This window comes from Priestia sp. TRN 1309 (assembly GCF_050846875.1).
GTDB classification, from domain to species: domain Bacteria; phylum Bacillota; class Bacilli; order Bacillales; family Bacillaceae_H; genus Priestia; species Priestia zanthoxyli.
The window spans coordinates 783197-804184 of record NZ_JBOZGM010000003.1 but is presented as its reverse complement, the minus strand read 5'-3'; the positions used below and the strand labels follow the sequence as shown (position 1 = coordinate 804184).

Genomic DNA, 20988 nt, shown 5'->3' with positions numbered 1-20988 from the left:
TTTCACCAATAAGGAGAGAGTAACATGCGTTTATTACATACAGCGGATTGGCATTTGGGGCGAACGTTAGAAGGTCGAAGTCGTCTAGCTGAGCAAGCACAGTTTTTAGATGAACTGGCAGACATTGTGGAAGAAGAAAAGATAGATGCTATTCTCATGGCGGGAGATGCCTTTGATACGGTGAACCCTCCAGCAGCGGCAGAGCAGCTCTTTTACGAAAGTATGTCTAGATTGAGCAACAATGGAAAACGTCCAATTATTGTTATTGCAGGTAATCATGATAACCCAGATCGGCTGTCGGCGGCTTCTCCATTAGCCGTTCATCAAAATATTACACTTCTTGGTTTGCCTACTACCGATGTAGAAAGCATTCACATTCCTACATCAGATGAAATATTAAAGGTTGCGGCTCTTCCTTACCCATCTGAATCAAGGTTAAAGGAACTGTTAGCAGAAGAAAATGATGAGCTGGCTCTTCGAAATTCATACGATGCCAGAGTAAAAGGTATTTTCGATAAAATGAGTGAGCAGTTCACAGCAGATACCGTTAATATTGCCATGAGTCATATTTACGTAGCTGGCGGAAGTTCAACGGACTCAGAACGTCCAATTGAAGTAGGAGGAGCTTATACGGTGGCGGCGACTAGTTTACCTGCTAATGCTCAATATGTAGCTCTAGGACATTTGCATCGCCCGCAAATGATCAATCGCGCCCACACTCTGGCAAGGTATTCCGGTTCACCTCTTGCTTACAGCTTTTCGGAGTCAGGATACGCAAAGTCGGTTACCATTTTAGATGCTCAGCCAGGAAAAGAGGTTGAGATGACTGAAATTCCATTATCTAGCGGAAAGCCCTTGACGCGTTGGAAAGCGAAAAACGGATTGGCAGAAGTATATACGTGGCTTGATGAACAGAAAGATGCGCAGGCATGGGTTGATTTAGAAGTTCACGTAGAAGATGCACTTTCACTAGAAGAAATCCATCGACTTCGCAAGCTTCATCCAGGCTTTATTCATATTCGTCCGGTATTCAAAGCAGAAGAACTAGCAAATGAAACACGTTCACAGCGCGAAGTGCCAATCGAAGAACTGTTTACAAAGTTCTACAGCAGGCAAACCGGCGGAGGGGCACCTGATGATGAGTTAGTCAAACTGTTTTTAACCTTGATTAACGATGAAGAAGTATCGGGAAAGGAGGATGAAAAATGAAACCTATTAACTTGACCGTTTCGGGGCTTCACAGTTTTAGAGAAAAACAAACTGTCGACTTTGAAGCGCTGTGTTCAGGCGGTGTGTTTGGAATATTTGGTCCTACTGGAAGCGGGAAATCCTCCATTTTGGATGCCATTACACTAGCTTTATACGGAAAAGTAGAGCGTGCAGCCAATAATACACAAGGAATTTTAAATCACGGGGAAAATGAACTGAAAGTATCGTTTACGTTCGAGCTGGAAAACGCTAGTCATAAAAAACGCTATACTGTTGAACGAAGCTTTAAACGGACAGATGAGCTGCGTGTGAAATCAGCTTCCAGTCGATTGATTGAAATTGAAGATGAAACGTACGTATTAGCGGATAAAACAAATGATGTAAACCAGCAGGTACAGGAACTTCTTGGTTTAACAATTGATGATTTTACAAGAGCTGTTGTATTACCACAAGGAAAATTTGCAGAGTTTTTATCGTTAAAAGGGACGGAGCGCCGTCAAATGCTTCAGCGTCTTTTTAATCTCGAGCAGTACGGAGATCAGCTTAGTAAGAAAATACGCTATCAAGTTCAGCAGCTAAAAACAGACCTAGATAAAATCACGGCAGAACAAACGGGATTAGGTGAAGCTTCAACAGAGAAAGTAACAGAAGCCGAGCAGCTTGTAAGTGATAGCATTGTACTTTTGGAAAAACGAGAAAAAGAAGCGGCTGATTTGCAGGAACGATACGATCAGCAGGCGTCTCTTTGGAAAGCGCAGCAGGAAAAAACACTGTTAGAAGAAAAACTAGTGCATGCTTCTAAGCAGGAAGAGGAGATTAAACAAAAGCAAGATTTGCTGACGAAAGCGCAGCAGGCAGAGCGTCTTTTTCCTTATTTAGAAACATTTGAACAAGCTGAAAAACAGCAGAAGCTTTATAAAGATAAAGTAGAAAAATTAAAAGTGCAAATTGTTCAGCAAAGTGAGGAATATAAGCGATCCAATAGCTTATATGAGCAGGCTCGCTTACAAAAAAATGAACAGCAGCCCAAATTGGTTGTTCAAAAAGAACAGCTCCAACAAGCTTCTGATCTTCAAAAACAAATTAAAGATGGGCAGCAAGAAGTAAAAGAAGCGGAAGTTTCTCTTCAGCAAAAGCAGCAGGCACTTCAAACGAAAAATGATGAATTAATAGAAGCGGATAAGCGGTATCAGCAAGGTCTGAATCTTCAAAAAGAGTTAAAAGAAGCATTAACAAAAGTGGAGATTCAACCTGATTATCGGCAGGCTGTTCAGCAAGCATTCTACCGTTATCAAGTATGGAATAATGATAAAAAAAATCTAGATGAAGGCCAAAAAACGTATAAAGAAAAAGCGGAACAGCTTCAGCATTTGCATACACAAAAACAAACACACCAAGAGAGATATCAGCAAACAATAGAACGAAGCAAAGAGTTATTTTCAGATATTCAAGGCTTGTATCACACTGTATGTGAGCGGGAAAAAGAGTTTCAGCAGCTTTTTAAACAGGCGGATCATTTAATGAGTGATCTAAAAAGACGCAAGGAAAAAGAATGGTCACATCGTCTGGCTCATCAATTAGCTGAGCAGCTGACTAAAGGAGAGCCTTGCCCAGTTTGTGGCTCTGAGCATCATCCTAACCCCGTGTTAAACCAAAAAGAAGAAAATAGTACAGTAGAATCAGCGGATCAGTTCGAAGATCAAGTCAATCAGTTGCGTGAACAGCGATTTAGCTATTCGTCGCTTAAAATGCAGCTTGAACAGCTAGCTAAACCTCTTGTTGAAAAAATACCTGATTTAGCTGGGTTTATGAATGAAGCTGGCCAAGTCCCTGCTTTAGGAGAAATGAGTACAGATGCCTTTGGTCGGTATGCTAAGAAAATAGAAGTTGAAATTAAATCTCTTGAGCAGGATTATTTGCAGATAAGTGAAAAACAGCAGGCAATTCTCGGGCAGGTACAGAAGGTCCAGCAAAGTCTTGAAAAGATTGAATTAGAGCTTGCTCATTATCAAAAAGAACAAGCTGAATTGGAAAGAAAAGTAACTCAGCAAAAACAAGCGTTACAAGCAGGAAAAGAAGCTTTTCAACAAGATTATCCTTCCTTTGTATTTGAAGAGATGGAAAAAATTAATGAACAGCTAAACGAGCGAGAAAAAGAAGAGCAGACAATAAAGGCTCGAATTGAAAAAAGCAGCGTATTTTTTGAAAATCAGCAAAAGAAAATCGAACGTCTAAAAGAAGAAAAATATGCGGGCGAAAAAGAATTTACAGAATTAAAAGCAATGCTGTCTCATAAACAATCTCTTGTTCACTCGCAAATTGAACGCTTGCGTACGCTTACAGATCAAGAAGATATTGAACAAGCGCTGCAAAAAACAGTTCACTTACTTGCGGAGTTAGAGACGAATGAACAGCAGGCGTATCAACATTGGCAGACTGTTCAAAAAGCGTATCAAACGCTGCAAATGGATGAAAAAGCAGCGAGCGAATCTCTAGAAACAGCTCATATCCAGTATAAAAAAGCAGCTGGAAAATGGGAAGAAGCGATAGGGAGTTCTTTATTCAGCGAAGAAAAAGAAGTTCAGCAAGCTTTGTTATCACATGATGAGATGAAATTGTTGGATGAAACTGTTCAGGCTTATTGGGACAACATAAAACAGATGAAGTCATCAATTGAACAGTTAAATATCCAGCTGAATCAGCAGTCCATAGAAGAGCAGCAATTTGAAGAAACTCAGCAGCTGCTTCATGATATAAAAGCCGCTGTAAAAGAAGCCGTTCAGCTCAAGGGAGCAGCTGAGCAAACGTTAAAAAGCGTCAAAGAACGGCATGAGCGATTTTTAGTGCTTGAACAGGACCGTGAAGAAAAACAAGCGTTATTTGAACAGTATCAAAAGCTTCAAACAGTATTTAAAGGAAATGCTTTCGTCGAATATATTGCTGAAGAACAGCTGATGTCCGTTAGCCGAGATGCTTCAGAGCGTCTGGGTATATTAACACGTCAGCGCTATGCGATTGAAGTTGATTCACAAGGCGGCTTTATCATGAGAGATGATGCAAATGGAGGCGTAAAACGTCCGGTTTCAACTTTATCGGGAGGGGAAACATTTTTAACTTCCCTCGCTCTGGCCCTTTCATTATCTGCACAAATACAGCTAAGAGGAGAATATCCACTGCAGTTTTTCTTTTTAGATGAAGGATTTGGAACGCTTGATGGAGAGCTTCTTGATACCGTGGTTACGGCGCTTGAAAAACTTCAGTCCAATAATTTATCAATTGGAGTCATCAGTCACGTACAAGAACTTCGAGCTCGGCTGCCAAAACGTTTGATTGTTGAGCCGTCCGAGCCTTCTGGCAAAGGAACTAGTGTAAGAGTAGAAACTTTATAGGGAAGGAAATCTATATGAAGAAAAAAGACAGGCGAATAGGAACATGCGAATTATGCGGAAGGCAGGATGTCTTGACGACCGTACATCATTTAACGCCAAAGGAAATGGGCGGAGTGTTTGAACCGACGGCAAACTTATGTATTCCGTGTCATAAACAAATTCATGCGTTATACACAAATGATGAATTAGCCATTCGTCTTAATACGATTTCTTTATTACAAGCTGATTCTAAAATTAGCTCTTTTATTAAATGGATTCGTAAACAGCCTTCTTCTAAATTACCTAAAACCAAAAAATCAAACAGCCGAAAATCTAAGTGAATGAAAAACCCCTTATCTGCTTTAGTAGCAAAGATAAGGGGTTTTTTTAAGCATTTGCCGCTATATTTTGATCGAATAAATCTGGATCTAACGTATTTGTTCCTGAAATGCCGTTATTTGTATTAACAAAGTTACCTGTATTTAAAGAGCCTGAGCCTGAGGCTGTTTTAGCAGCGCTTTTTGGAGAAACATAAAACGTATCTCCAAACGTTACGACACCGCCCCCGACGCTCGTGATACTAACGGGTCCGATTATTGCTGGCATGAGGTTCACACCCTTTTTTTCGTGATATTAGTTTAGTATATGAGCAGTTTCTTAAAAGGTTCACTCACTGCCGCTAGCTTCTGAAGCAGCTTTCTTTGAAGCTCCTGTTTCAGCTTCCTTTGAAGGTTCATCGTTGATCAGTTCACGAATATGCTTAATGCGGGCTTCTGCATACACATTGCAGGTCGAGCCAACATGAATAACTGACGAGAATGAGCACCCTTTTATATCAATTCTGTTAACGCGGATTAAAGGTATTTCATTCCACGTTTGAACGGGAATAGGTTCGTAGTCACCATGGGGAATAGGCTCACTAAAGATAGCATAATCATCAAAATTTCCTTCTCTGCCGTAGAAAAACGGATACTGTCTCCGATCAGCTAACGCTTTATTAAGTAGGTGAATTTCTGTTGAATCTCCAATTTGGCAAAAAGAGCTCGCTGACAAGGAATTAATTTCTATATAATTAACAGAAGATGTGCGTGAAAGCATACATAAGCTCCTTTATGATAACGATAGTGGAACATAAGGACCGATAATCAAAGATTCCGCTGGTGTATCAAATGTTGAAGAGAGAGAGATGTAATTTGCATCACCAATTAAAAAAAGAGAAGAAGAAGATACGCCTGTAATACTAACGTCTCCAACAAGCAATTCACGGTTTACAACGTTAAAGTTCATGAAGGGGGTCCACCTTTCTTTAAGGATTCAGGTAAATACGTTAAAAATGCGTCAATTCCTTTTTTCATATCTTCATAAAGTTTACCGATAATTTGCGGTTTAATTTGTTCAAAATTCCGTTCCATTTCTTCCGGCTGAACTTGCTGTATATAAAAAGTAATCCGCTGCTGCAGCTGCTTTTTAATATCTTCTAAAATAAACTCGTAGTACGATTCATCAATCATCATCGAGCGCTCATCAAGCACATGTTGAACCATAGAAAATCCATATTGATTGAGCTCATTTAAAATCGTTTCATGAATATCAGAGACCCACTGCTTTTCTAGCTGGCGATTCAATGGTTTTAAGCTGGGATTTTGCGGTCCAGGACCTCCGGGTTGTCCCGGCTGCTCACCTTGAGGCTGAGCTCCTTGCGGAAATGTTACTTCTGGTTTCTCATTAATAATGATATCTTCTAAATTATCGGGTGTAAGAGGGTTCAATCCAATATTTAATGTTCCATCTAAAGAATCAATTTTTAACTGTTCAAATTTATATTCAATTTTATCAATTTTAATAGGTGGCTGTTCACCTAACTCTTTTATTTTTTGCTGAAGTTCTTGTACGTTTTTTTCAAGCTGAGCAATGCGTTCTTCTTGCTGCTGAATATACGAAGACATTTGCTGAACATACTGATGAACCTGCTGAATATAGTTCATGTTATCCACCTTCAATCACCTCGATTCCCTTATCTCCCGATAAAGAAAATAGTTATATATATACATATGGCGATGAAGGTTGTAACATGTCAGTCGTTGTCTCGAGCTGGGGGAGTTAACGACTGTGAAAAAGGAGCGGGTGCAGTGCCAGCACCGGTTCCGGGAGTAAAGGTAGAGGGAGAAACAGATCCAAGAATGCCTTTTTTTGTTTCAGTAGGTGCAGCGCCTGTAAACCCTCCTGTATTAAAGAGATTTGAGTTCGGTTTAATAACACCTACGCTTCCAATTTGAAGTACCGAAGAGTTACTTACGGCACTGATTTTCATACTTTGAATACAGATACTTTGATTTACATAAAAGTTCATAAGCATCCTCCTGTATGAGCTTCATTTCTATTAGAGATTTCCAGCGACATTTTGATCATTTACGTCATTGTCCGACGTATTCGTTGAGCTCTGCTGATTCACAACATATAATCCGTCGCCTGTATTAAACGAACCTGCGCCAGCAAATGTTTTAGCAGTAGAAATAGGGGCTATTGTATAAACATCTCCAATATGAAAGACGCTGGCTGAACCAACACTGTTAAGATTAACAACACCAACAATGGCAGGCATAGGCAAACACCCTTTTAATTTAGTCTAGTAACAGCATATGAAGCCTAGACAAAAAGGTGATTAATGCTTTTTCCTTATCTATATGCAGAGGAGAAGTAAAACATTAAAAAGAGGAATGGAAATAGTAAACATTGAAGAAAAACTTTTATGTTCGATATAATGTGAAAGCAATAATGAAAGCATGTAAGGTGTGAAAGAATGAAACGTTTCAAAATGAACGCGACTGATAAAGAACAGCGTATTGAAGCAGCGGATGTATTAAAAGGAATCGCGCTTATTGGTATTTTGCTGATGAACATGCCCGATTTTTATTCGCCTGCTGCCTATTACGACAATAATTTGATGAATGGTTCAAGAATGAGTTATGTTGCTAATGGATTAGTTGATATAGTAGTAGGGCAGACAGGGTACGCGCTGCTTGCTATTTTGTTTGGATTTGGTTTTATGAAAATGTTCCAGCGTACATACGAAAGGCAAGTAAGCTTTACTCCTTTTTATGTACGAAGAATGACAGCTTTGCTTCTCGTGGGAGCTATTCATGCTGTATTTATTTGGCACGGTGATATGATTGTGATATACAGCTTCTTTGCTTTGATTATGCTGTTTTTCCAAGAAGCAAAGAAAGAAGTGTTATTAGCATGGGGAACCGGAATATTTAGTATTTACGCTGTGATTATGATTGTTATTTTAACGGTAGCGGCTTTTGCTAATGAAGGAGAGACAGCAGCGGGAATTCACCAGCCTATTATTGACCAAGCGCTTCAAGTATATGGACACGGAAGTTTTGCGTCAATATTTCATCAGCGCTTGCTGGATTGGTACTACGCGTATAATTTAAATACGGTTCCTTTTCTGTTTTTATCGCTATTTCCACTGTTTTTATTAGGCGGCTTTATAGCAAAAAGCGAATGGTTTAAAGAAATAGAAGAATATATAGTTGAGACAAAGTGGATTTGTCTTATTTCATTCATCGTATATGGAGCATCATCTGTATTGCCTTATGCTTTAGATCACAATGTAGCTACATCTTATATTCACGATACAATTGGAGGAACGGCAGGAGCAATTTTTGTTGTAACGTTGGTCACATTGGCTATGCGAAGTGTATCTATTCGAAAAATCATGCAGCCATTTGCCTTTTTGGGGAGAATGATTTTAACTAACTATATTGTCCAGTCCATTGTATGTACATTCCTTTTTTACTCATATGGGTTAGGATACTACGGACATATTTCAATTGTAGAAGGATTGGCTATTGCGGGGATTATCATTTTTATTCAACTGCTGGGAAGCTGGATATGGATGAGCCTATTTTCAGATGGACCGCTTGAAAAACTCATTCGGTATGCTACATATGGACGCAGCCGCTAAAAATCCTTTTCCTTCCTTATATTATTGGTGAAGGAAAGGTTTTCATGATATGATATTTTCAGAAAGGACGTGAGATGAATGGCTCCACTACATATTCATGTAACGCTTTGGACATTATTGATTATCTCGTTTGTGGTTTCGTTGATTTTACATCGAGCAGGTAAAGCTAAAGGTCAAAAAATCCTACATATGGTGGCGAGACTTCTATACTTATTAGTATTAGTATCAGGTCTGCATATGTTAGCAGCTTGGTACCATTTTCAAGGCGCAGCGCTCATTAAAGGAATTGCCGGAGTGTTAGTGCTTGTGGGAATGGAAATGGTCCTTGTTCGTACTGAAAAAAGAAAACGTACAGGCGTTGCTTGGGCAGTTCTTGTAATTGCGCTTATCTTAGTATTCTATTACGGATATGTCGTGCTAGGATAAGAAAAGAGGATAGGGCAAGAGTATTTTAGTTCAAAGAAAAACCGAAGTATTAATCAGAATTCTGATTAATACTTCGGTTTTTTTTTTCGTTGTCATGGTGAAAGTAAATTTAATGCGTGTAGGTGCTTCTAGCTGTTGATTGGAGGGCAAGGCGAAGACTCCTGCGGGAAAAGTGGCACAGGTGAGACCCCGCAGGAGCGTAAGCGACGAGGAGGCTCATCGGCCGCCCGCGGAAAGCGAAGCCTTGCACGGAAACCAATAGCGGTTTAAAAGCAATCAATACGAACTCATATATCCAATTTTTTCTTTTTAGATTAGGTTGATGAAGTTATGTCTCAAACTCTTTTCTTTTGCTTTAATCTAAAAAAAGATTCATTGAACGTTCTCCATCGTTAACGGTATATTCAAATCGGTCTAGGTATTGCGTGCCTCGTTCGAATAAATGCTGAACGGCACAAATATTTTCTTCATTGTCATAAATGATAAAATTAGCACCTTTTGTATCACCGTCTGTCGGTAAAAAACATAATGTGTTGTGACAGTAAATACAATCATAAAGAGAGAATTTTAATGAATTTAAGTGCTGAGTGAATGATAAAAAGGTCTCTTTCGGTAGTGATTGAAGAAGCTGTTCGTATGCATAAGGTAGCTTTTTAGTCAGTCTTAGCTTATCCCCATTTCGCAATAAATACGTTCCATCGTGAAGCTTTATTTGACGGTCATCAACCATAATGGCTTTTTCCCAGCGTGTATCAATAAGAAGTTCTAATGTCTCATCCATTACTTCATGAAGCATGGAAGCTTCGTCACTTTCATCTTCAAAGAAAATCCACTGTGAATCAACACATTCAACCGTACCAATCACGAAGGAACGCGGCTGATTGTTCATAGCTTGTTGTTTAGAATAATGATTCATAATCAAACCTCCGTGTGAAATTTATCCATATTTTTTTATTGCCTAAAAAAGCTCTCTTTATAACTGAAAAGTAAAAATAAAATATAAGGACAATTCAACTGTAACTACTGCGTGCATACAATGGCATTATTTCATTCATAAACAAGAGCGTGAAAGAAAGGATGATAAACGATGTGTGGTATAACGGGTTGGGTCGATTTAAAGCGATCGCTTTTAAATGAAACAGCAACAATAACAAAAATGGCTGACACTTTATCGAAAAGAGGTCCTGATGACACCAACGTATGGACACAGCAGCATGTTGCTTTTGGGCACAAACGCTTAGTTGTAGTAGATCCTCAAGGCGGAAGACAGCCGATGACGCGAGAAAAAAATGAACAGCTCTACACGCTTTGCTATAATGGAGAGCTTTACAACACGGAAGATATTCGGAAAGAATTACTAAAAAGAGGTTATCAATTTCAGGGACATTCAGATACGGAAGTACTTCTAACATCTTATATAGAATGGAAAGAATCATGCGTAGATCATTTTAACGGTATCTTTGCTTTTTCGATCTGGGATGAAGCCAATGAAAAGTTATTTATAGCACGCGACAGAATGGGAGTGAAGCCCTTATTCTATCGATCTTATGAAGGTGGAATTCAATTTGCATCAGAATTAAAGGCGATATTAGCTCATCCTGAGGTAAAAGCAGAAGTAGGATTAGATGGATTAGCAGAAGTGTTTGGCTTAGGACCTTCTCGTTCTCCCGGCCACGGCGTATTTAAAAACATAAATGAATTACGCCCGGCTCACGCGCTCACGCTTACGCGTAACGGATTGAAGATTTGGCGATACTGGAACGTAAAAAGTGAGCAGCATACAGATAATTTAGCTGAAACAACAGAAAAAGTTAAATTTTTAGTGCAAGACGCGATTGTAAGACAGTTAGTGTCGGATGTCCCGGTTTGTACATTTTTATCAGGTGGAGTGGACTCAAGCGCCATTACAGCAATTGCTGCAAATGCGTTCAAAGAAAGCGGCAAGGGCTCCCTTCATACGTATTCTATCGACTATGAAGACAATGATAAATTTTTTAAAGCAAATGAGTTTCAGCCAAATTCTGATGGAACTTATATCAAGCTCATGTCCGATACGTTTCAAACAAATCATCATCGCTGCATTATTTCAACGGAGGACCTTGTGCAGCATTTAACAGAGGCTGTAGAGGTGAGAGATCTTCCTGGAATGGCTGATGTAGATTCATCGTTGCTTTGGTTTTGCCGTGAAATCAAACAAGATTTTGTCGTGAGCTTATCAGGAGAATGTGCAGATGAAATTTTTGGAGGATATCCGTGGTTTCACCGAAAACACGATTTGTCTTCGGATACTTTCCCGTGGATGCGCTCATTAGATGCTCGAATTGATTTGCTGCAAAGTTCATGGAGAAAGAAATTACAGTTAGAAGATTATGTACGTGCAAGATATGAAGAAACGTTAAAGGAAGTGCCTGAATTAGAAGGTGAATCGTTAGAAGATGCGCAGCGGAGAAAGCTGTTTTATTTAAATCAGGTTTGGTTTATGACAACTTTATTAGATCGTAAAGATCGTATGAGCATGGGAGCGAGCTTAGAAGTACGCGTACCTTTTGCAGATCATCGCCTTGTGGAATATGCATGGAATATTCCATGGGAGATGAAAATGACGGGCAATAAAGAGAAGGGGATTTTACGCAAAGCGCTTGAAGGAATTTTGCCTCATGACGTTCTTTATCGCAAGAAAAGCCCTTACCCTAAAACGCATAACCCAGCTTATACAAAAGCTGTAACTGTATGGCTTCAATCTCTTTTACAAGATAAACAGTCACCTCTTTATGAATTTTTTGATAAGCAGCAGTTAAAGCATATTATTGATACAGGCGGAGAAGGATTTAAAGCGCCGTGGTTTGGTCAATTAATGACAGGGCCTCAGCTGCTAGCTCATCTAGCTCAAATTCACGTCTGGTTTACTCACAATAATATTCAAATTGTTGAATGACAGGACCCTCTCAGTACAGAGGGTTTTTTTATGAAATCAGTCATCCATTTCTCTTTTTTATACGTTTAAGTAGAGAAGAAGACCGCAGTCTATTTTTGTATAACTTTACATAGATATAAAATAAAAGCTTGAAAGCACCGAATAAAGGGAAAGTGTACTGAAACCCTGGAAAAATGGTACAAACGTCATATTTTCATGGTTTAGTTATTGGTAATTTTATGATTCGAATAAAGACAAGCAGTTTATCGTTGTGTTTAATAACAAAGCTTTGTATAATGTTTGTATAACTATTGTATAAGATTAGGAGTGTATGTATGCAAAAAAACGTAATCGTGATTGGAGCAGGTCCAGGAGGACTAGCGGCAGCAATGCTGTTAGCAAGTCATGGCTATAAAGTAGATGTATATGAAAAGCAAGGATACGTGGGCGGGCGAAATTCAGCGATTAAAATGTCAGGTTATACGTTTGATATGGGTCCTACATTTTTGAGCATGCCACAGATTTTTGAAGAATTATTTCAAGCTGCTAATCGCAATGCGCATGACTATATGGACTTAAAACGTCTAAATCTCATGTATGAGCTTATCTTTGATGATGCACAGATTCAGATGACGGATAACCATAAAAAGATGAAAGAAGAAATCGAACGTTTATACCCAGGAAACGGGGAAGGCTATGAGCGCTTTATGAAAGACACCGAAGCAAAGATGGCGGCTTTGCTGCCTTTATTGCAAGGGCAGATGGATCGTTTTCATCACTATTTAAAGCCTGAAGCAATTCGAGCACTGCCGCATTTATCCTTAGGTAAAACGCTCTATGATGTACTTGGCAAGTATTTCACTGATGAGAAATTGAAATTAGCTTTTACTTTTCAATCGAAGTACTTGGGAATGTCCCCTTGGGAATGTCCAGGAGCCTTTTCTATTTTATCGTTTATGGAACATGCCTACGGTATCTTCCATCCGATAGGAGGAGTAAATCAGCTATCTCAAGCAATGGCAAAAGTAGTGGAAGAACATCAAGGGCACATCCACTTAAACCAAGGTGTTCAAAAACTATGGATTGAAAATAAGAGAGTAAAAGGAATTATTCTAGAAAATGGAGAGCGAATAGGGGCAGACGACGTCATTATCAATGGAGATTTTGCTCATGCCATGACGAATTTAATAGATGAAGGTACGCTTAAAAAATATGCAGTTAAAAAACTTGAAAAGAAAAAATACTCTTGTTCCACTTTTATGATTTATCTAGGCATAGACAAACAGTACAAAGATCTGCCTCATCACACGATTGTGTTCGCTGAAGATTATAAAAAAAATGTAGAAGAGATCACAAAAACGTTAGCTCTTTCAGAAGACCCTTCCATCTACATTCAAAACCCAAGTGTAACAGACCCAACTTTAGCACCAGAAGGAAAGTCTGCTCTTTATATTTTAGCGCCGGTTCCAAATAATTTCAGCGGTGTAAACTGGGATGAAAAACAAAAAGCTTTTCGAGATGCAGTATTAAAAATTGTAGAAAAGAAAACGGGTTTCAAAGATTTAGAGAGTCATATTGAAGTTGAAAAAATCATTTCACCAAAGCAGTGGGAAGAAGACGTGCTGGTCTATAAAGGAGCGACATTTAACCTTGGACATCAGCTCACTCAAATGATGGTACTGCGTCCGCATAATAAATTTGAAGAATTAGAAAATTGCTGGCTAGTTGGAGGAGGAACTCATCCAGGGAGCGGTCTACCAACTATTCTGGAATCATCCCGCATTACGACAAAGCTCATCTTAAAAAGAGACGGACAATTACTGAATGAGCCGTTTAAAACCATGAAGGAAATGGAGAGTGCATTATGAGAACAGCAATTGTTGGAGGCGGAATAGGCGGTTTAATTACCGCTTTGTTATTAAGCAAACGAGGTTTTTCTGTTGATATTTTCGAAAAAGAAAACAAGCTGGGCGGCCGGCTGGCGTTTGTAGAAAAAGACGGTTATAAAATTGATGAAGGTCCCACGATTGTCTTGCTGCCTTTAATGCTTGAACGTATTTTAGATGAAGCGGGCATTTCTGCTTCTCAATATGAACTAATACGCTGTGATCCACTTTATGATATTCATTTTCCAGACGGTACGACCTATACAAAAAAAGCGACTGAAAAAGATCAGTTAGAGGAGATTAGCCGTTTGTTTCCAGGCGAAGAGCAAAACTACCGGCGTTTTATGACTGAATTAAAAAAGCGATTTGAACTAGGAAGTAATGCATTTTTGGAAAAAACATTTGTAAATAAACGAGATTTTTGGACATGGCAAAACATTAAGGCATTAAAAAAAATGAATGCAAATAAATCAATGAGAAAATTTGTTTCAACGTATTTCCATGATGAACGTCTAGTAGATGCCTACTCGCTGCAATCTCTCTATATTGGAGGGAATCCTTATTCGGCACCAGCTATTTATTCCCTTGTTCCTTACAGTGAGCATGCTCATGGCATCTATTACGTAAAAGGGGGATACGCAAGTCTTGTGCCACTTCTTGAAAAGGCGCTGATAGAGCAAGGTGTAAGCATTCATTTGAATAAGGTGGTTCAAGAGCTTTCTATATCAGGAGACAAGACAGAAGGGGTTATTGTTGACGAAAAACTTCACCCATTTGATCAAGTGATTTTAAATGGCGACTTTCCTAATATGGCGAAAATTGCTCAAAAAAAAGAAAAGAAGTATGTGCCTTCGTCCAGCTGTCTGCTGCTTTATCTTGGTTTGAAGAGAAAATATGATCATCACAATGTGCATCAATACTTTATGGGCAATGATTTGGCTAAACATATGGAAGCAGTGTTTAAGCATAAAACGATTCCTGAAGATCCCGCTATTTATACATTTAATCCCTCTGTTATTGATCCATCCCTAGCTCCCGAAGGAAAAAGTGTGCTATATGCACTTGTACCGGTTCCATCAGGTGGCCACATTGATTGGAGCAATCAGCAAGATTTTGTTGATGGAATCATTCGAACTTTGGAAGAAAAAGGGTTTGGGGAGCTGCGTAAAGAAATAGAATGGGTAAAAGTACGCACGCCAAATGATGCTCAAGCATTTGGACTTTACGAAGGCGGAAGCTTTGGTATTGCTCCTGAGCTGTTTCAGTCAGGCGTATTCAGACCTCAGTACCAGCCGTACGAATATAAAAATGTTTTTGCGGTGGGAGCATCTATACATCCAGGCGGAGGCGTGCCAATTGTTATGCAAGGAGCAAAAATGTTGGCTGATCATCTTATTGAACAATCGTCTATTCAAACGGTTGCAAAGCTCTCTTAAGATCTTGTGAAGCCATAAGGAAATGATGGTTTATCCTTTAATAGAGAAAGGGGTCCTATATGATGAACATTTCGTTAGACAAAGCGTACACTCAGTGTGAAGAAATTATTAAAGAAAACTCAAAAACGTTTTACAAAGCTTTTTCCATGCTGCCGTCAAAACAAAGAAAGGCAGTATGGGCGGTATATGCATTTTGCCGTCAAGTCGATGATATTGTAGATGAAGGAAGTAATCCTGAAATAGAGCTGCAGCAATTCGAAGGAGAATTTGCTCGGTTTAAAAATGGAGAACTATTAAACGAAAGCGCCATGTGGGTAGCTCTGCGCAATGTATTTGAACAATATGAAATGAATGTTCAAGCATTTGACGATATGATTACCGGTCAGCGAATGGATTTAGTAAAAAAAGAATACGATACGCTTGATGAAGTGAAAACATACTCCTATCATGTAGCGAGTACGGTAGGGTTAATGCTTTTACCGATTTTAGCTCCAACTACTCATAAAGAATTAGAAGAAGAAGCAGTTGCGTTAGGCATTGCGATGCAGCTGACCAACATTTTAAGAGACGTGGGGGAAGACTTAGAGCGAGGGCGCATTTATTTACCGAAAGACCTTATGAATTCTTACGGATATACGCGCACGCTATTAGAGAACCGGTGGGTCACTTCTGAATTTATAGAAATGTGGGAGCACCTGGCCAAAGAAGCAGAAATGTATTATATAAAAGGGCTTCAGTCGATTCATAAATATCCCGTGGCTTCTCGTTTACCTCTTACAGGAGCGGCGCATTTATACCGAGCAATTCTTGATAAAATTCGAAAAGAACATTATGAAGTATTTACAGAAAAGCATTTTGTCACAAGTCAAGTGAAAAAGCAAATTATGACATCTATTTCTACGGGGTAACGCAAAGGAGCTACTTTTCCTTTGCGTTACTTTTTTTTGAAAAGATATGAAAGCGTTAACTATTATGTAAATAAGAAAAAAGTCTCATTTTTATCACATATTAACTTGAATATTCAGAAAATTACCTATATGATAATATACATAACATTAAATGTTAATAAAACTAACATGAAAGAGGGGTTACAATGAAAAAAGTGGAAGCTATCATTCGTCCAGAAAAATTTCAAGCACTGCGCGTAAAATTAGAGGAAGTAGGAATAAACGGATTAACAGTCTCAGAAGTGGCAGGCTGCGGTCAGCAAAAAGGAGAGCAGGGACTGTTCAGGGGACAAAGTTTTGAAATCAAACTAGTACCTAAAGTCAAGGTAGAAATGATTTTAGAAGCAGAACAAGTTCATGAAGTCATTAAGATCATTCAATCAATTTGTTCTACGAACCAAATAGGCGACGGAAAGGTTTTTGTCTATCCGGTAGAGGATGCTGTACGAATTAGAACAGGAGAAGCAGGTGTAGAGGCTATTTTATAAAAAGAGAGTGTTATTTTAATAGAGGGGGAGTTAAGCGTTGAAAAAGAAAATTAGTGCGGTTTTGTTTATTAGTTTGTTGGCGGCAACACGCGTTAATGCAGCTGATCCAACTGTCGAATCAGTCAGTGCATCAATTGACATGATGTGGGTAATGTTTGGGGCAGTGCTTGTGTTTTTAATGCACGCAGGGTTTGCGATGGTTGAAACAGGCTTCACTCGTTCGAAAAATTCGCTTAATATCTTAATGAAAAATATGCTAACGGTAGCTGTATCTTCCGTATTGTATTTTGTGATTGGTTTTGCCCTTATGTTTGGAAATTCAAAAGGAGGATTTATCGGTTCAAGCGGTTTCTTTTTAAATGGAGAAAGCGATCAAATGAGCTTTTTCGTCTTCCAAATTGTTTTCGCAGCAACGTGCGCTACGATTATTTCAGGAGCGGTAGCGGAACGTATGAAACTATCCAGCTATATGATGCTCACGATTGCTATGGTAGCTGTGATTTATCCAGTTGTAGGTCACTGGGTATGGGGAGGAGGGTGGTTGTCCAAACTAGGCTTCGTAGATTTTGCAGGATCGACAGTTGTTCATTTGACCGGGGCTCTTGGTGCGGCTGTAGCAGTTACTTTTCTAGGAGCACGTCTTGAAAAGTATGGAAGCGATGGAAAAGTCAATGCTATTCAAGGGCATAACATTCCGCTTGGCGCATTAGGTGTATTTATCCTCTGGTTTGGCTGGTTTGGATTTAATGGAGGAAGTACATTAGCAGCCGATCCTGCTCTTGTCCCGGGAATCATTGCAACAACATTAATGTCTGGGTCATGCGGAGTCCTGTCTTCTGCTTTATACACAAAGTTTCGCTACAAACGTATTGATGCTAGCTTAACATTAAACGGTGCCTTAGCTGGACTTGTAGGGATTACAGCTGGAACAGCAAACGTATCGATCCCGGGCGCGATCGTCATTGGGCTGATTGCAGGAATTATTCTAGTAGAAGCTGTGCATTTTATCGATAGCAAAATGAAGTTAGACGATCCAGTTGGCGCTATTACTGTTCATGGAATTTGCGGTATTTGGGGGACGTTAGCAGTGGGGCTGTTTGATACAGCTAACGGTTTATTTTATGGTGGCGGCGTACAGCTATTAGGTATTCAAGCTCTTGGAATTATAGCTGTGATGGGCTGGACAATTGGAACGGTTGGGTTATTCTTATTTGTTCTCACGCGTTTTTCTTCCATTCGAGTATCAAGCGAAGAAGAAATTGCTGGTTTAGATTTTGCTGAACACGGTTCATCCGCATACGAATTTCGTGAAAGTTTTGTAGCGACAGGAGACGGCAATCTTCATCCTGAATTTGGTGTTGGATTGATTGATCGATTAAATAAAGTGGGTAAAGTATCGGATAAACCTCATATATCGAACGTAAATGAGACGATATAGCAGTATATAGATAGAAAAAAGTGATTAAAAGTAAAAACTTTTAATCACTTTTTTTGTTTTTATCAACTTATTTAACAATAATGTAAGCGTTAACGTTATAATGGAAACAAAAGTGAGTTTGAAACAGTTCGTCTATAGGAGGGGAATAGATGAAATGGAAAAGGACAAGTATGCTACTTATACTATTATTGCTTTTTGGAAGCAGCGCCTCAGCGCAAGATCATAAAGATATACGTGATGAGGTGATATACTCATTGATGATTAACCGTTTTTATAACGGAAGTGAACAGAATGATCGAAATGTTAACTATGAACGCTCAGATGCCTATTATGGAGGCGATTTACAGGGAGTAGCACAAAAGTTAGACTATATTCAAGAGATGGGATTTACCGCTGTTTTATTGACTCCTTTTATGGAAAATGATGAGACAGGCTATCATGGATATGCGGTGACCGACCATTATAAAATAGACGATCATTTTGGAACGTTAAAAGACTTACAAAATCTTGTGAAGAAAGCACATGAGCGCAATATAAAAATTATGGTCGAATTTCCTTTGACAATCAGTAACAATCATACCTGGATAGCAGATAAAGGAAAACGAACATGGATAAGTAATGAATCCGGTACGGATAACGAAGTAATTAAAGCATTGCCTCACCTTAACTTAAAAGAAAGCGCCGTGCAGAAATACCTTATTAAAAATGCTGCCTGGTGGAGCAAACAAGCAGATATTGACGGATATTACGTTAAAGATATCGATCAAGCTCCTTCTGCATTTATTTCATCTTTTTCTCAGACGTTAAAAAGCATGGATCCTTCCTTTCTATTAATAGGAGAAATAAACGGGCATTCATTAAAAAAAAGTGAGCAGGCTGATTCATTAGGAATGGATTTGCTTGTAGATAGAACGCTAGCCGAAGCCACTGCTGCTACGTTTAGCGGTACTAATCGTCCGCAGAAAATGTTGTATGACAAGTGGGAAAAAGGAAGTAATTTGCCTTTAGCCAATTTTTTAGATGATGTTCATAGCACACGTTTTACAGCAAAAGCATTAAAGAGTGAAAACCATCCTGGAGCCCGAACAAAGCAAGGGCTTTCCTACCTTTATACTGCGCCGAGTGTACCGATCGTTTTTTATGGAACAGAAATTGCGCTGAATGGGGGAAAGGGAGCAGAAAATTATGGCATGATGAATTTTTTAGCTAATCCCGATATTATAGATCATTTAAAAAAACTGGCTGAACTTAGAGCAAAATCGCCTTCTCTTCGAAAAGGAAGCTTTACCATTGTGTCTGAGCAAAAAGGTGTGGCCGTATACAAGAGAAGGTATAAGGACGAAACGACGTTTGTTGTGATTAATAATACAAAGGAAACGTCGGCCATTAATGTACCGCTTAAAAAAGTTGGAAAAGAAAATGAATTAAGAGGGTTAATAACGGAAGGAATTATACGACCAGTTGACGATGTATACAACATTTCATTGGAGCCTGAGACGACAAATGTATATAAAGTAGTGAAAAATTCAGGGGTTAATATTGGATATATCGCAGCGGTTGCCGCTGTTTATACGGGATTCGGCATCTTTTTGTACAAAGCATCGTCAAAAAGAAGAAAAGAAAAGAAAATTTCTCAATCTCATAAAAAGGACAGCGCGTCGTAGTTGTCAAACTATATTGGATAAGTAGTAATGAAGAAAACATAATTAAGAGGTGGAATTATGGGTGTAACAATAAAAGATGTGGCAAATTTAGCAAATGTAGCCCCTTCGACGGTATCTCGCGTCATTGCAGACAGCTCAAGAATTAGTGAAAAAACAAAACAGCGCGTGCGATCGGCTATGAAAGAACTTGGTTATCACCCAAATATTATTGCGCGAAGTCTAGCAAATCAAACGACAGAGGCAGTCGGCCTAGTGATGCCGAGCTCAGCAGACAAGGTGTTTCAAAATCCATTCTTCCCAGAAGTGCTAAGAGGAATCAGCACCGGAGCTCACGAAAACAAAAGAGCGATTTATATGTCCACTGGAGAAACGGAAGAAGAGATTTTTGCAGAAGTTGTTCAAATGGTACAGGGAAGACGAGTGGATGGATTAATTTTGCTGTACTCCAAAGTTGATGATCAAGTACTTTCTTATTTGCAAGAACAGAGCGTTCCGTTTGTAGTTATTGGAAAGCCGTTTAAGCATAGTGAAAGCATCACGTTTGTTGATAACGACAATTTTAAAGCTGGAAAAGAAGCGACGGAATATTTAATTGAATCTGGTCATGAGCGTATTGCTTTTATTGGTGGAAGTCTTGAATTAGTCGTTACCATTGACCGTTTAACAGGCTATGATAAAGCGATTCAAAAAGCAAACATTCCTTACCGGGATGAGTATGTGATTCATGAAGAATTTCTACAGAAGGGAGGAAAAGAAGCTGTTTGCGAACTTTTATCTCTAAAAGAACGTCCAACGGCTCTAGTAGTAGCAGATGACCTAATGGCATTAGGCGTTTTAAATACATTGGATGAAATGGGAATTTCGGTTCCTGAAGACATCTCTATTGTCAGTTTTAATAATGTCTTAATCGCTGAAATGGCTAGACCAGCTCTTACATCAATTGATATTAATATTTTTGAACTTGGTTATCAGGCTGTAAGCTGCTTGATTAAGCAGATTGAAACGCCATATGCTGTTGCAGAACAAGTGCGCGTTCCTCACAAAATGATTAAAAGACAGTCCTGCAAAACCATTCAAATGACGAAAAGATAACGTAATACACAAATAGAAAGAGGCTGAGACAAAAGTAGTGTAGTTGAAGGAAGATCCGAACGAGTTTGATTCTTGATGGAGAATCAAACTCGTTCGGATTTTTTCGTTTTTAGATTGAATTGATTTAGGTATGTCTCAACATCCTCT

Annotated in this window: 21 protein-coding genes; 14 read left to right on the top strand and 7 right to left on the bottom strand. The window is 39.0% G+C overall.

Features of this window, described 5'->3' with window-relative positions; genetic code table 11:
* Positions 1-24: 24 nt before the first annotated feature.
* Genes ACRPLQ_RS16190 through ACRPLQ_RS16180 form a run of 3 tightly spaced genes read left to right on the top strand, consistent with a single transcriptional unit; the run spans position 25 to position 4918 of the window.
* Positions 25-1209 carry an exonuclease SbcCD subunit D gene (locus ACRPLQ_RS16190; RefSeq protein WP_028412416.1) on the top strand — a complete coding sequence of 395 codons (1185 nt, stop codon included), beginning with the start codon at positions 25-27 and terminating at the stop codon, positions 1207-1209.
* Positions 1206-4598, top strand: coding sequence for an SbcC/MukB-like Walker B domain-containing protein (locus tag ACRPLQ_RS16185; protein ID WP_028412415.1), 3393 nt, complete (start codon positions 1206-1208; stop codon positions 4596-4598). Before ACRPLQ_RS16190 ends, ACRPLQ_RS16185 begins: the two co-directional genes overlap by 4 nt.
* Before the next feature lie 14 nt (positions 4599-4612).
* Entirely contained in the window at positions 4613-4918 is a 306-nt protein-coding gene (locus ACRPLQ_RS16180; protein ID WP_028412414.1) for an HNH endonuclease, read from the top strand.
* A 46-nt stretch (positions 4919-4964) separates the two neighbouring features.
* Here ACRPLQ_RS16180 and ACRPLQ_RS16175 read toward each other — a convergent pair whose 3' ends face one another.
* The 6 genes from ACRPLQ_RS16175 to ACRPLQ_RS16150 form a co-directional block, all read right to left on the bottom strand.
* Positions 4965-5183: a spore germination protein gene (locus ACRPLQ_RS16175; protein ID WP_013055353.1), complete on the bottom strand. Its 219-nt coding sequence runs from the start codon at positions 5181-5183 to the stop codon at positions 4965-4967.
* A gap of 60 nt (positions 5184-5243) precedes the next feature.
* Entirely contained in the window at positions 5244-5675 is a 432-nt protein-coding gene (locus ACRPLQ_RS16170; protein WP_028412413.1) for a spore germination protein GerPE, read from the bottom strand.
* A 12-nt stretch (positions 5676-5687) separates the two neighbouring features.
* Positions 5688-5864 carry a hypothetical protein gene (locus ACRPLQ_RS16165; protein WP_013055355.1) on the bottom strand — a complete coding sequence of 59 codons (177 nt, stop codon included), beginning with the start codon at positions 5862-5864 and terminating at the stop codon, positions 5688-5690.
* A complete protein-coding gene (gerPC, locus tag ACRPLQ_RS16160; RefSeq protein ID WP_098999232.1) occupies positions 5861-6562 on the bottom strand; it encodes a spore germination protein GerPC in 702 nt (233 codons plus the stop codon). The genes ACRPLQ_RS16165 and gerPC overlap by 4 nt, the downstream gene beginning before the upstream one ends.
* An 89-nt stretch (positions 6563-6651) precedes the next feature.
* Complete coding sequence (locus ACRPLQ_RS16155; RefSeq protein ID WP_029324687.1) at positions 6652-6927, bottom strand: spore germination protein GerPB; 276 nt, start codon at positions 6925-6927, stop codon at positions 6652-6654.
* A gap of 30 nt (positions 6928-6957) precedes the next feature.
* A complete protein-coding gene (locus ACRPLQ_RS16150) occupies positions 6958-7179 on the bottom strand; it encodes a spore germination protein (RefSeq protein ID WP_013055358.1) in 222 nt (73 codons plus the stop codon).
* Positions 7180-7377: 198 nt separating this feature from the next.
* Between ACRPLQ_RS16150 and ACRPLQ_RS16145 the strand changes: the two genes are divergently transcribed.
* The 3 genes from ACRPLQ_RS16145 (at position 7378) to ACRPLQ_RS16135 (ending at position 9246) form a co-directional block, all read left to right on the top strand.
* Positions 7378-8550, top strand: coding sequence for a DUF418 domain-containing protein (locus ACRPLQ_RS16145; protein ID WP_154973616.1), 1173 nt, complete (start codon positions 7378-7380; stop codon positions 8548-8550).
* A 78-nt stretch (positions 8551-8628) separates the two neighbouring features.
* The gene (locus ACRPLQ_RS16140) at positions 8629-8976 is read left to right on the top strand and encodes a DUF1516 family protein (protein WP_013055360.1); all 348 of its coding nucleotides are present in this window, start codon (positions 8629-8631) and stop codon (positions 8974-8976) included.
* Between the two features lie 135 nt (positions 8977-9111).
* Positions 9112-9246 (top strand): hypothetical protein, encoded by a 135-nt coding sequence (locus ACRPLQ_RS16135; protein WP_255293414.1) that lies wholly within the window; start codon positions 9112-9114, stop codon positions 9244-9246.
* Positions 9247-9331: 85 nt separating this feature from the next.
* Here ACRPLQ_RS16135 and ACRPLQ_RS16130 read toward each other — a convergent pair whose 3' ends face one another.
* Positions 9332-9892: a DUF2777 domain-containing protein gene (locus ACRPLQ_RS16130; RefSeq protein WP_247807347.1), complete on the bottom strand. Its 561-nt coding sequence runs from the start codon at positions 9890-9892 to the stop codon at positions 9332-9334.
* 171 nt (positions 9893-10063) lie between these two features.
* Here ACRPLQ_RS16130 and asnB point away from each other — a divergent pair, with 171 nt between their 5' ends.
* The 8 genes from asnB to ACRPLQ_RS16090 all read left to right on the top strand — a co-directional run bounded on the left by asnB (position 10064) and on the right by ACRPLQ_RS16090 (position 20841).
* Positions 10064-11911 carry an asparagine synthase (glutamine-hydrolyzing) gene (gene asnB, locus ACRPLQ_RS16125; protein WP_028412408.1) on the top strand — a complete coding sequence of 616 codons (1848 nt, stop codon included), beginning with the start codon at positions 10064-10066 and terminating at the stop codon, positions 11909-11911.
* A 314-nt stretch (positions 11912-12225) separates the two neighbouring features.
* Positions 12226-13758 (top strand): phytoene desaturase family protein, encoded by a 1533-nt coding sequence (locus ACRPLQ_RS16120; RefSeq protein WP_034267744.1) that lies wholly within the window; start codon positions 12226-12228, stop codon positions 13756-13758.
* Positions 13755-15212, top strand: coding sequence for a phytoene desaturase family protein (locus tag ACRPLQ_RS16115; RefSeq protein ID WP_028412406.1), 1458 nt, complete (start codon positions 13755-13757; stop codon positions 15210-15212). Before ACRPLQ_RS16120 ends, ACRPLQ_RS16115 begins: the two co-directional genes overlap by 4 nt.
* 59 nt (positions 15213-15271) lie before the next feature.
* Positions 15272-16120, top strand: a complete 849-nt coding sequence (locus tag ACRPLQ_RS16110) for a phytoene/squalene synthase family protein (RefSeq protein ID WP_034267741.1) — start codon at positions 15272-15274, stop codon at positions 16118-16120.
* A 185-nt stretch (positions 16121-16305) separates the two neighbouring features.
* Positions 16306-16647: a P-II family nitrogen regulator gene (locus ACRPLQ_RS16105; RefSeq protein WP_098113552.1), complete on the top strand. Its 342-nt coding sequence runs from the start codon at positions 16306-16308 to the stop codon at positions 16645-16647.
* Positions 16648-16684: 37 nt separating this feature from the next.
* Positions 16685-18085, top strand: a complete 1401-nt coding sequence (locus ACRPLQ_RS16100) for an ammonium transporter (RefSeq protein ID WP_432236165.1) — start codon at positions 16685-16687, stop codon at positions 18083-18085.
* A 149-nt stretch (positions 18086-18234) separates the two neighbouring features.
* Positions 18235-19749 carry an alpha-amylase family glycosyl hydrolase gene (locus ACRPLQ_RS16095; protein WP_154973611.1) on the top strand — a complete coding sequence of 505 codons (1515 nt, stop codon included), beginning with the start codon at positions 18235-18237 and terminating at the stop codon, positions 19747-19749.
* A 57-nt stretch (positions 19750-19806) separates the two neighbouring features.
* Positions 19807-20841, top strand: a complete 1035-nt coding sequence (locus ACRPLQ_RS16090; protein WP_028412401.1) for a LacI family DNA-binding transcriptional regulator — start codon at positions 19807-19809, stop codon at positions 20839-20841.
* Positions 20842-20988: the final 147 nt, after the last annotated feature.

What these genes read in the sequence shown, in the direction of transcription:
- ACRPLQ_RS16190 (WP_028412416.1), top strand. Translation starts at nt 25, where the DNA reads ATGCGTTTATTACATACAGCGGATTGGCATTTGGGGCGAACGTTAGAA.
- ACRPLQ_RS16185 (WP_028412415.1), top strand. Translation starts at nt 1,206, where the DNA reads ATGAAACCTATTAACTTGACCGTTTCGGGGCTTCACAGTTTTAGAGAA.
- ACRPLQ_RS16180 (WP_028412414.1), top strand. Translation starts at nt 4,613, where the DNA reads ATGAAGAAAAAAGACAGGCGAATAGGAACATGCGAATTATGCGGAAGG.
- ACRPLQ_RS16175 (WP_013055353.1), bottom strand. Translation starts at nt 5,183, where the DNA reads ATGCCAGCAATAATCGGACCCGTTAGTATCACGAGCGTCGGGGGCGGT.
- ACRPLQ_RS16170 (WP_028412413.1), bottom strand. Translation starts at nt 5,675, where the DNA reads ATGCTTTCACGCACATCTTCTGTTAATTATATAGAAATTAATTCCTTG.
- ACRPLQ_RS16165 (WP_013055355.1), bottom strand. Translation starts at nt 5,864, where the DNA reads ATGAACTTTAACGTTGTAAACCGTGAATTGCTTGTTGGAGACGTTAGT.
- gerPC (WP_098999232.1), bottom strand. Translation starts at nt 6,562, where the DNA reads ATGAACTATATTCAGCAGGTTCATCAGTATGTTCAGCAAATGTCTTCG.
- ACRPLQ_RS16155 (WP_029324687.1), bottom strand. Translation starts at nt 6,927, where the DNA reads ATGAACTTTTATGTAAATCAAAGTATCTGTATTCAAAGTATGAAAATC.
- ACRPLQ_RS16150 (WP_013055358.1), bottom strand. Translation starts at nt 7,179, where the DNA reads ATGCCTGCCATTGTTGGTGTTGTTAATCTTAACAGTGTTGGTTCAGCC.
- ACRPLQ_RS16145 (WP_154973616.1), top strand. Translation starts at nt 7,378, where the DNA reads ATGAAACGTTTCAAAATGAACGCGACTGATAAAGAACAGCGTATTGAA.
- ACRPLQ_RS16140 (WP_013055360.1), top strand. Translation starts at nt 8,629, where the DNA reads ATGGCTCCACTACATATTCATGTAACGCTTTGGACATTATTGATTATC.
- ACRPLQ_RS16130 (WP_247807347.1), bottom strand. Translation starts at nt 9,892, where the DNA reads ATGAATCATTATTCTAAACAACAAGCTATGAACAATCAGCCGCGTTCC.
- asnB (WP_028412408.1), top strand. Translation starts at nt 10,064, where the DNA reads ATGTGTGGTATAACGGGTTGGGTCGATTTAAAGCGATCGCTTTTAAAT.
- ACRPLQ_RS16120 (WP_034267744.1), top strand. Translation starts at nt 12,226, where the DNA reads ATGCAAAAAAACGTAATCGTGATTGGAGCAGGTCCAGGAGGACTAGCG.
- ACRPLQ_RS16115 (WP_028412406.1), top strand. Translation starts at nt 13,755, where the DNA reads ATGAGAACAGCAATTGTTGGAGGCGGAATAGGCGGTTTAATTACCGCT.
- ACRPLQ_RS16110 (WP_034267741.1), top strand. Translation starts at nt 15,272, where the DNA reads ATGATGAACATTTCGTTAGACAAAGCGTACACTCAGTGTGAAGAAATT.
- ACRPLQ_RS16105 (WP_098113552.1), top strand. Translation starts at nt 16,306, where the DNA reads ATGAAAAAAGTGGAAGCTATCATTCGTCCAGAAAAATTTCAAGCACTG.
- ACRPLQ_RS16095 (WP_154973611.1), top strand. Translation starts at nt 18,235, where the DNA reads ATGAAATGGAAAAGGACAAGTATGCTACTTATACTATTATTGCTTTTT.
- ACRPLQ_RS16090 (WP_028412401.1), top strand. Translation starts at nt 19,807, where the DNA reads ATGGGTGTAACAATAAAAGATGTGGCAAATTTAGCAAATGTAGCCCCT.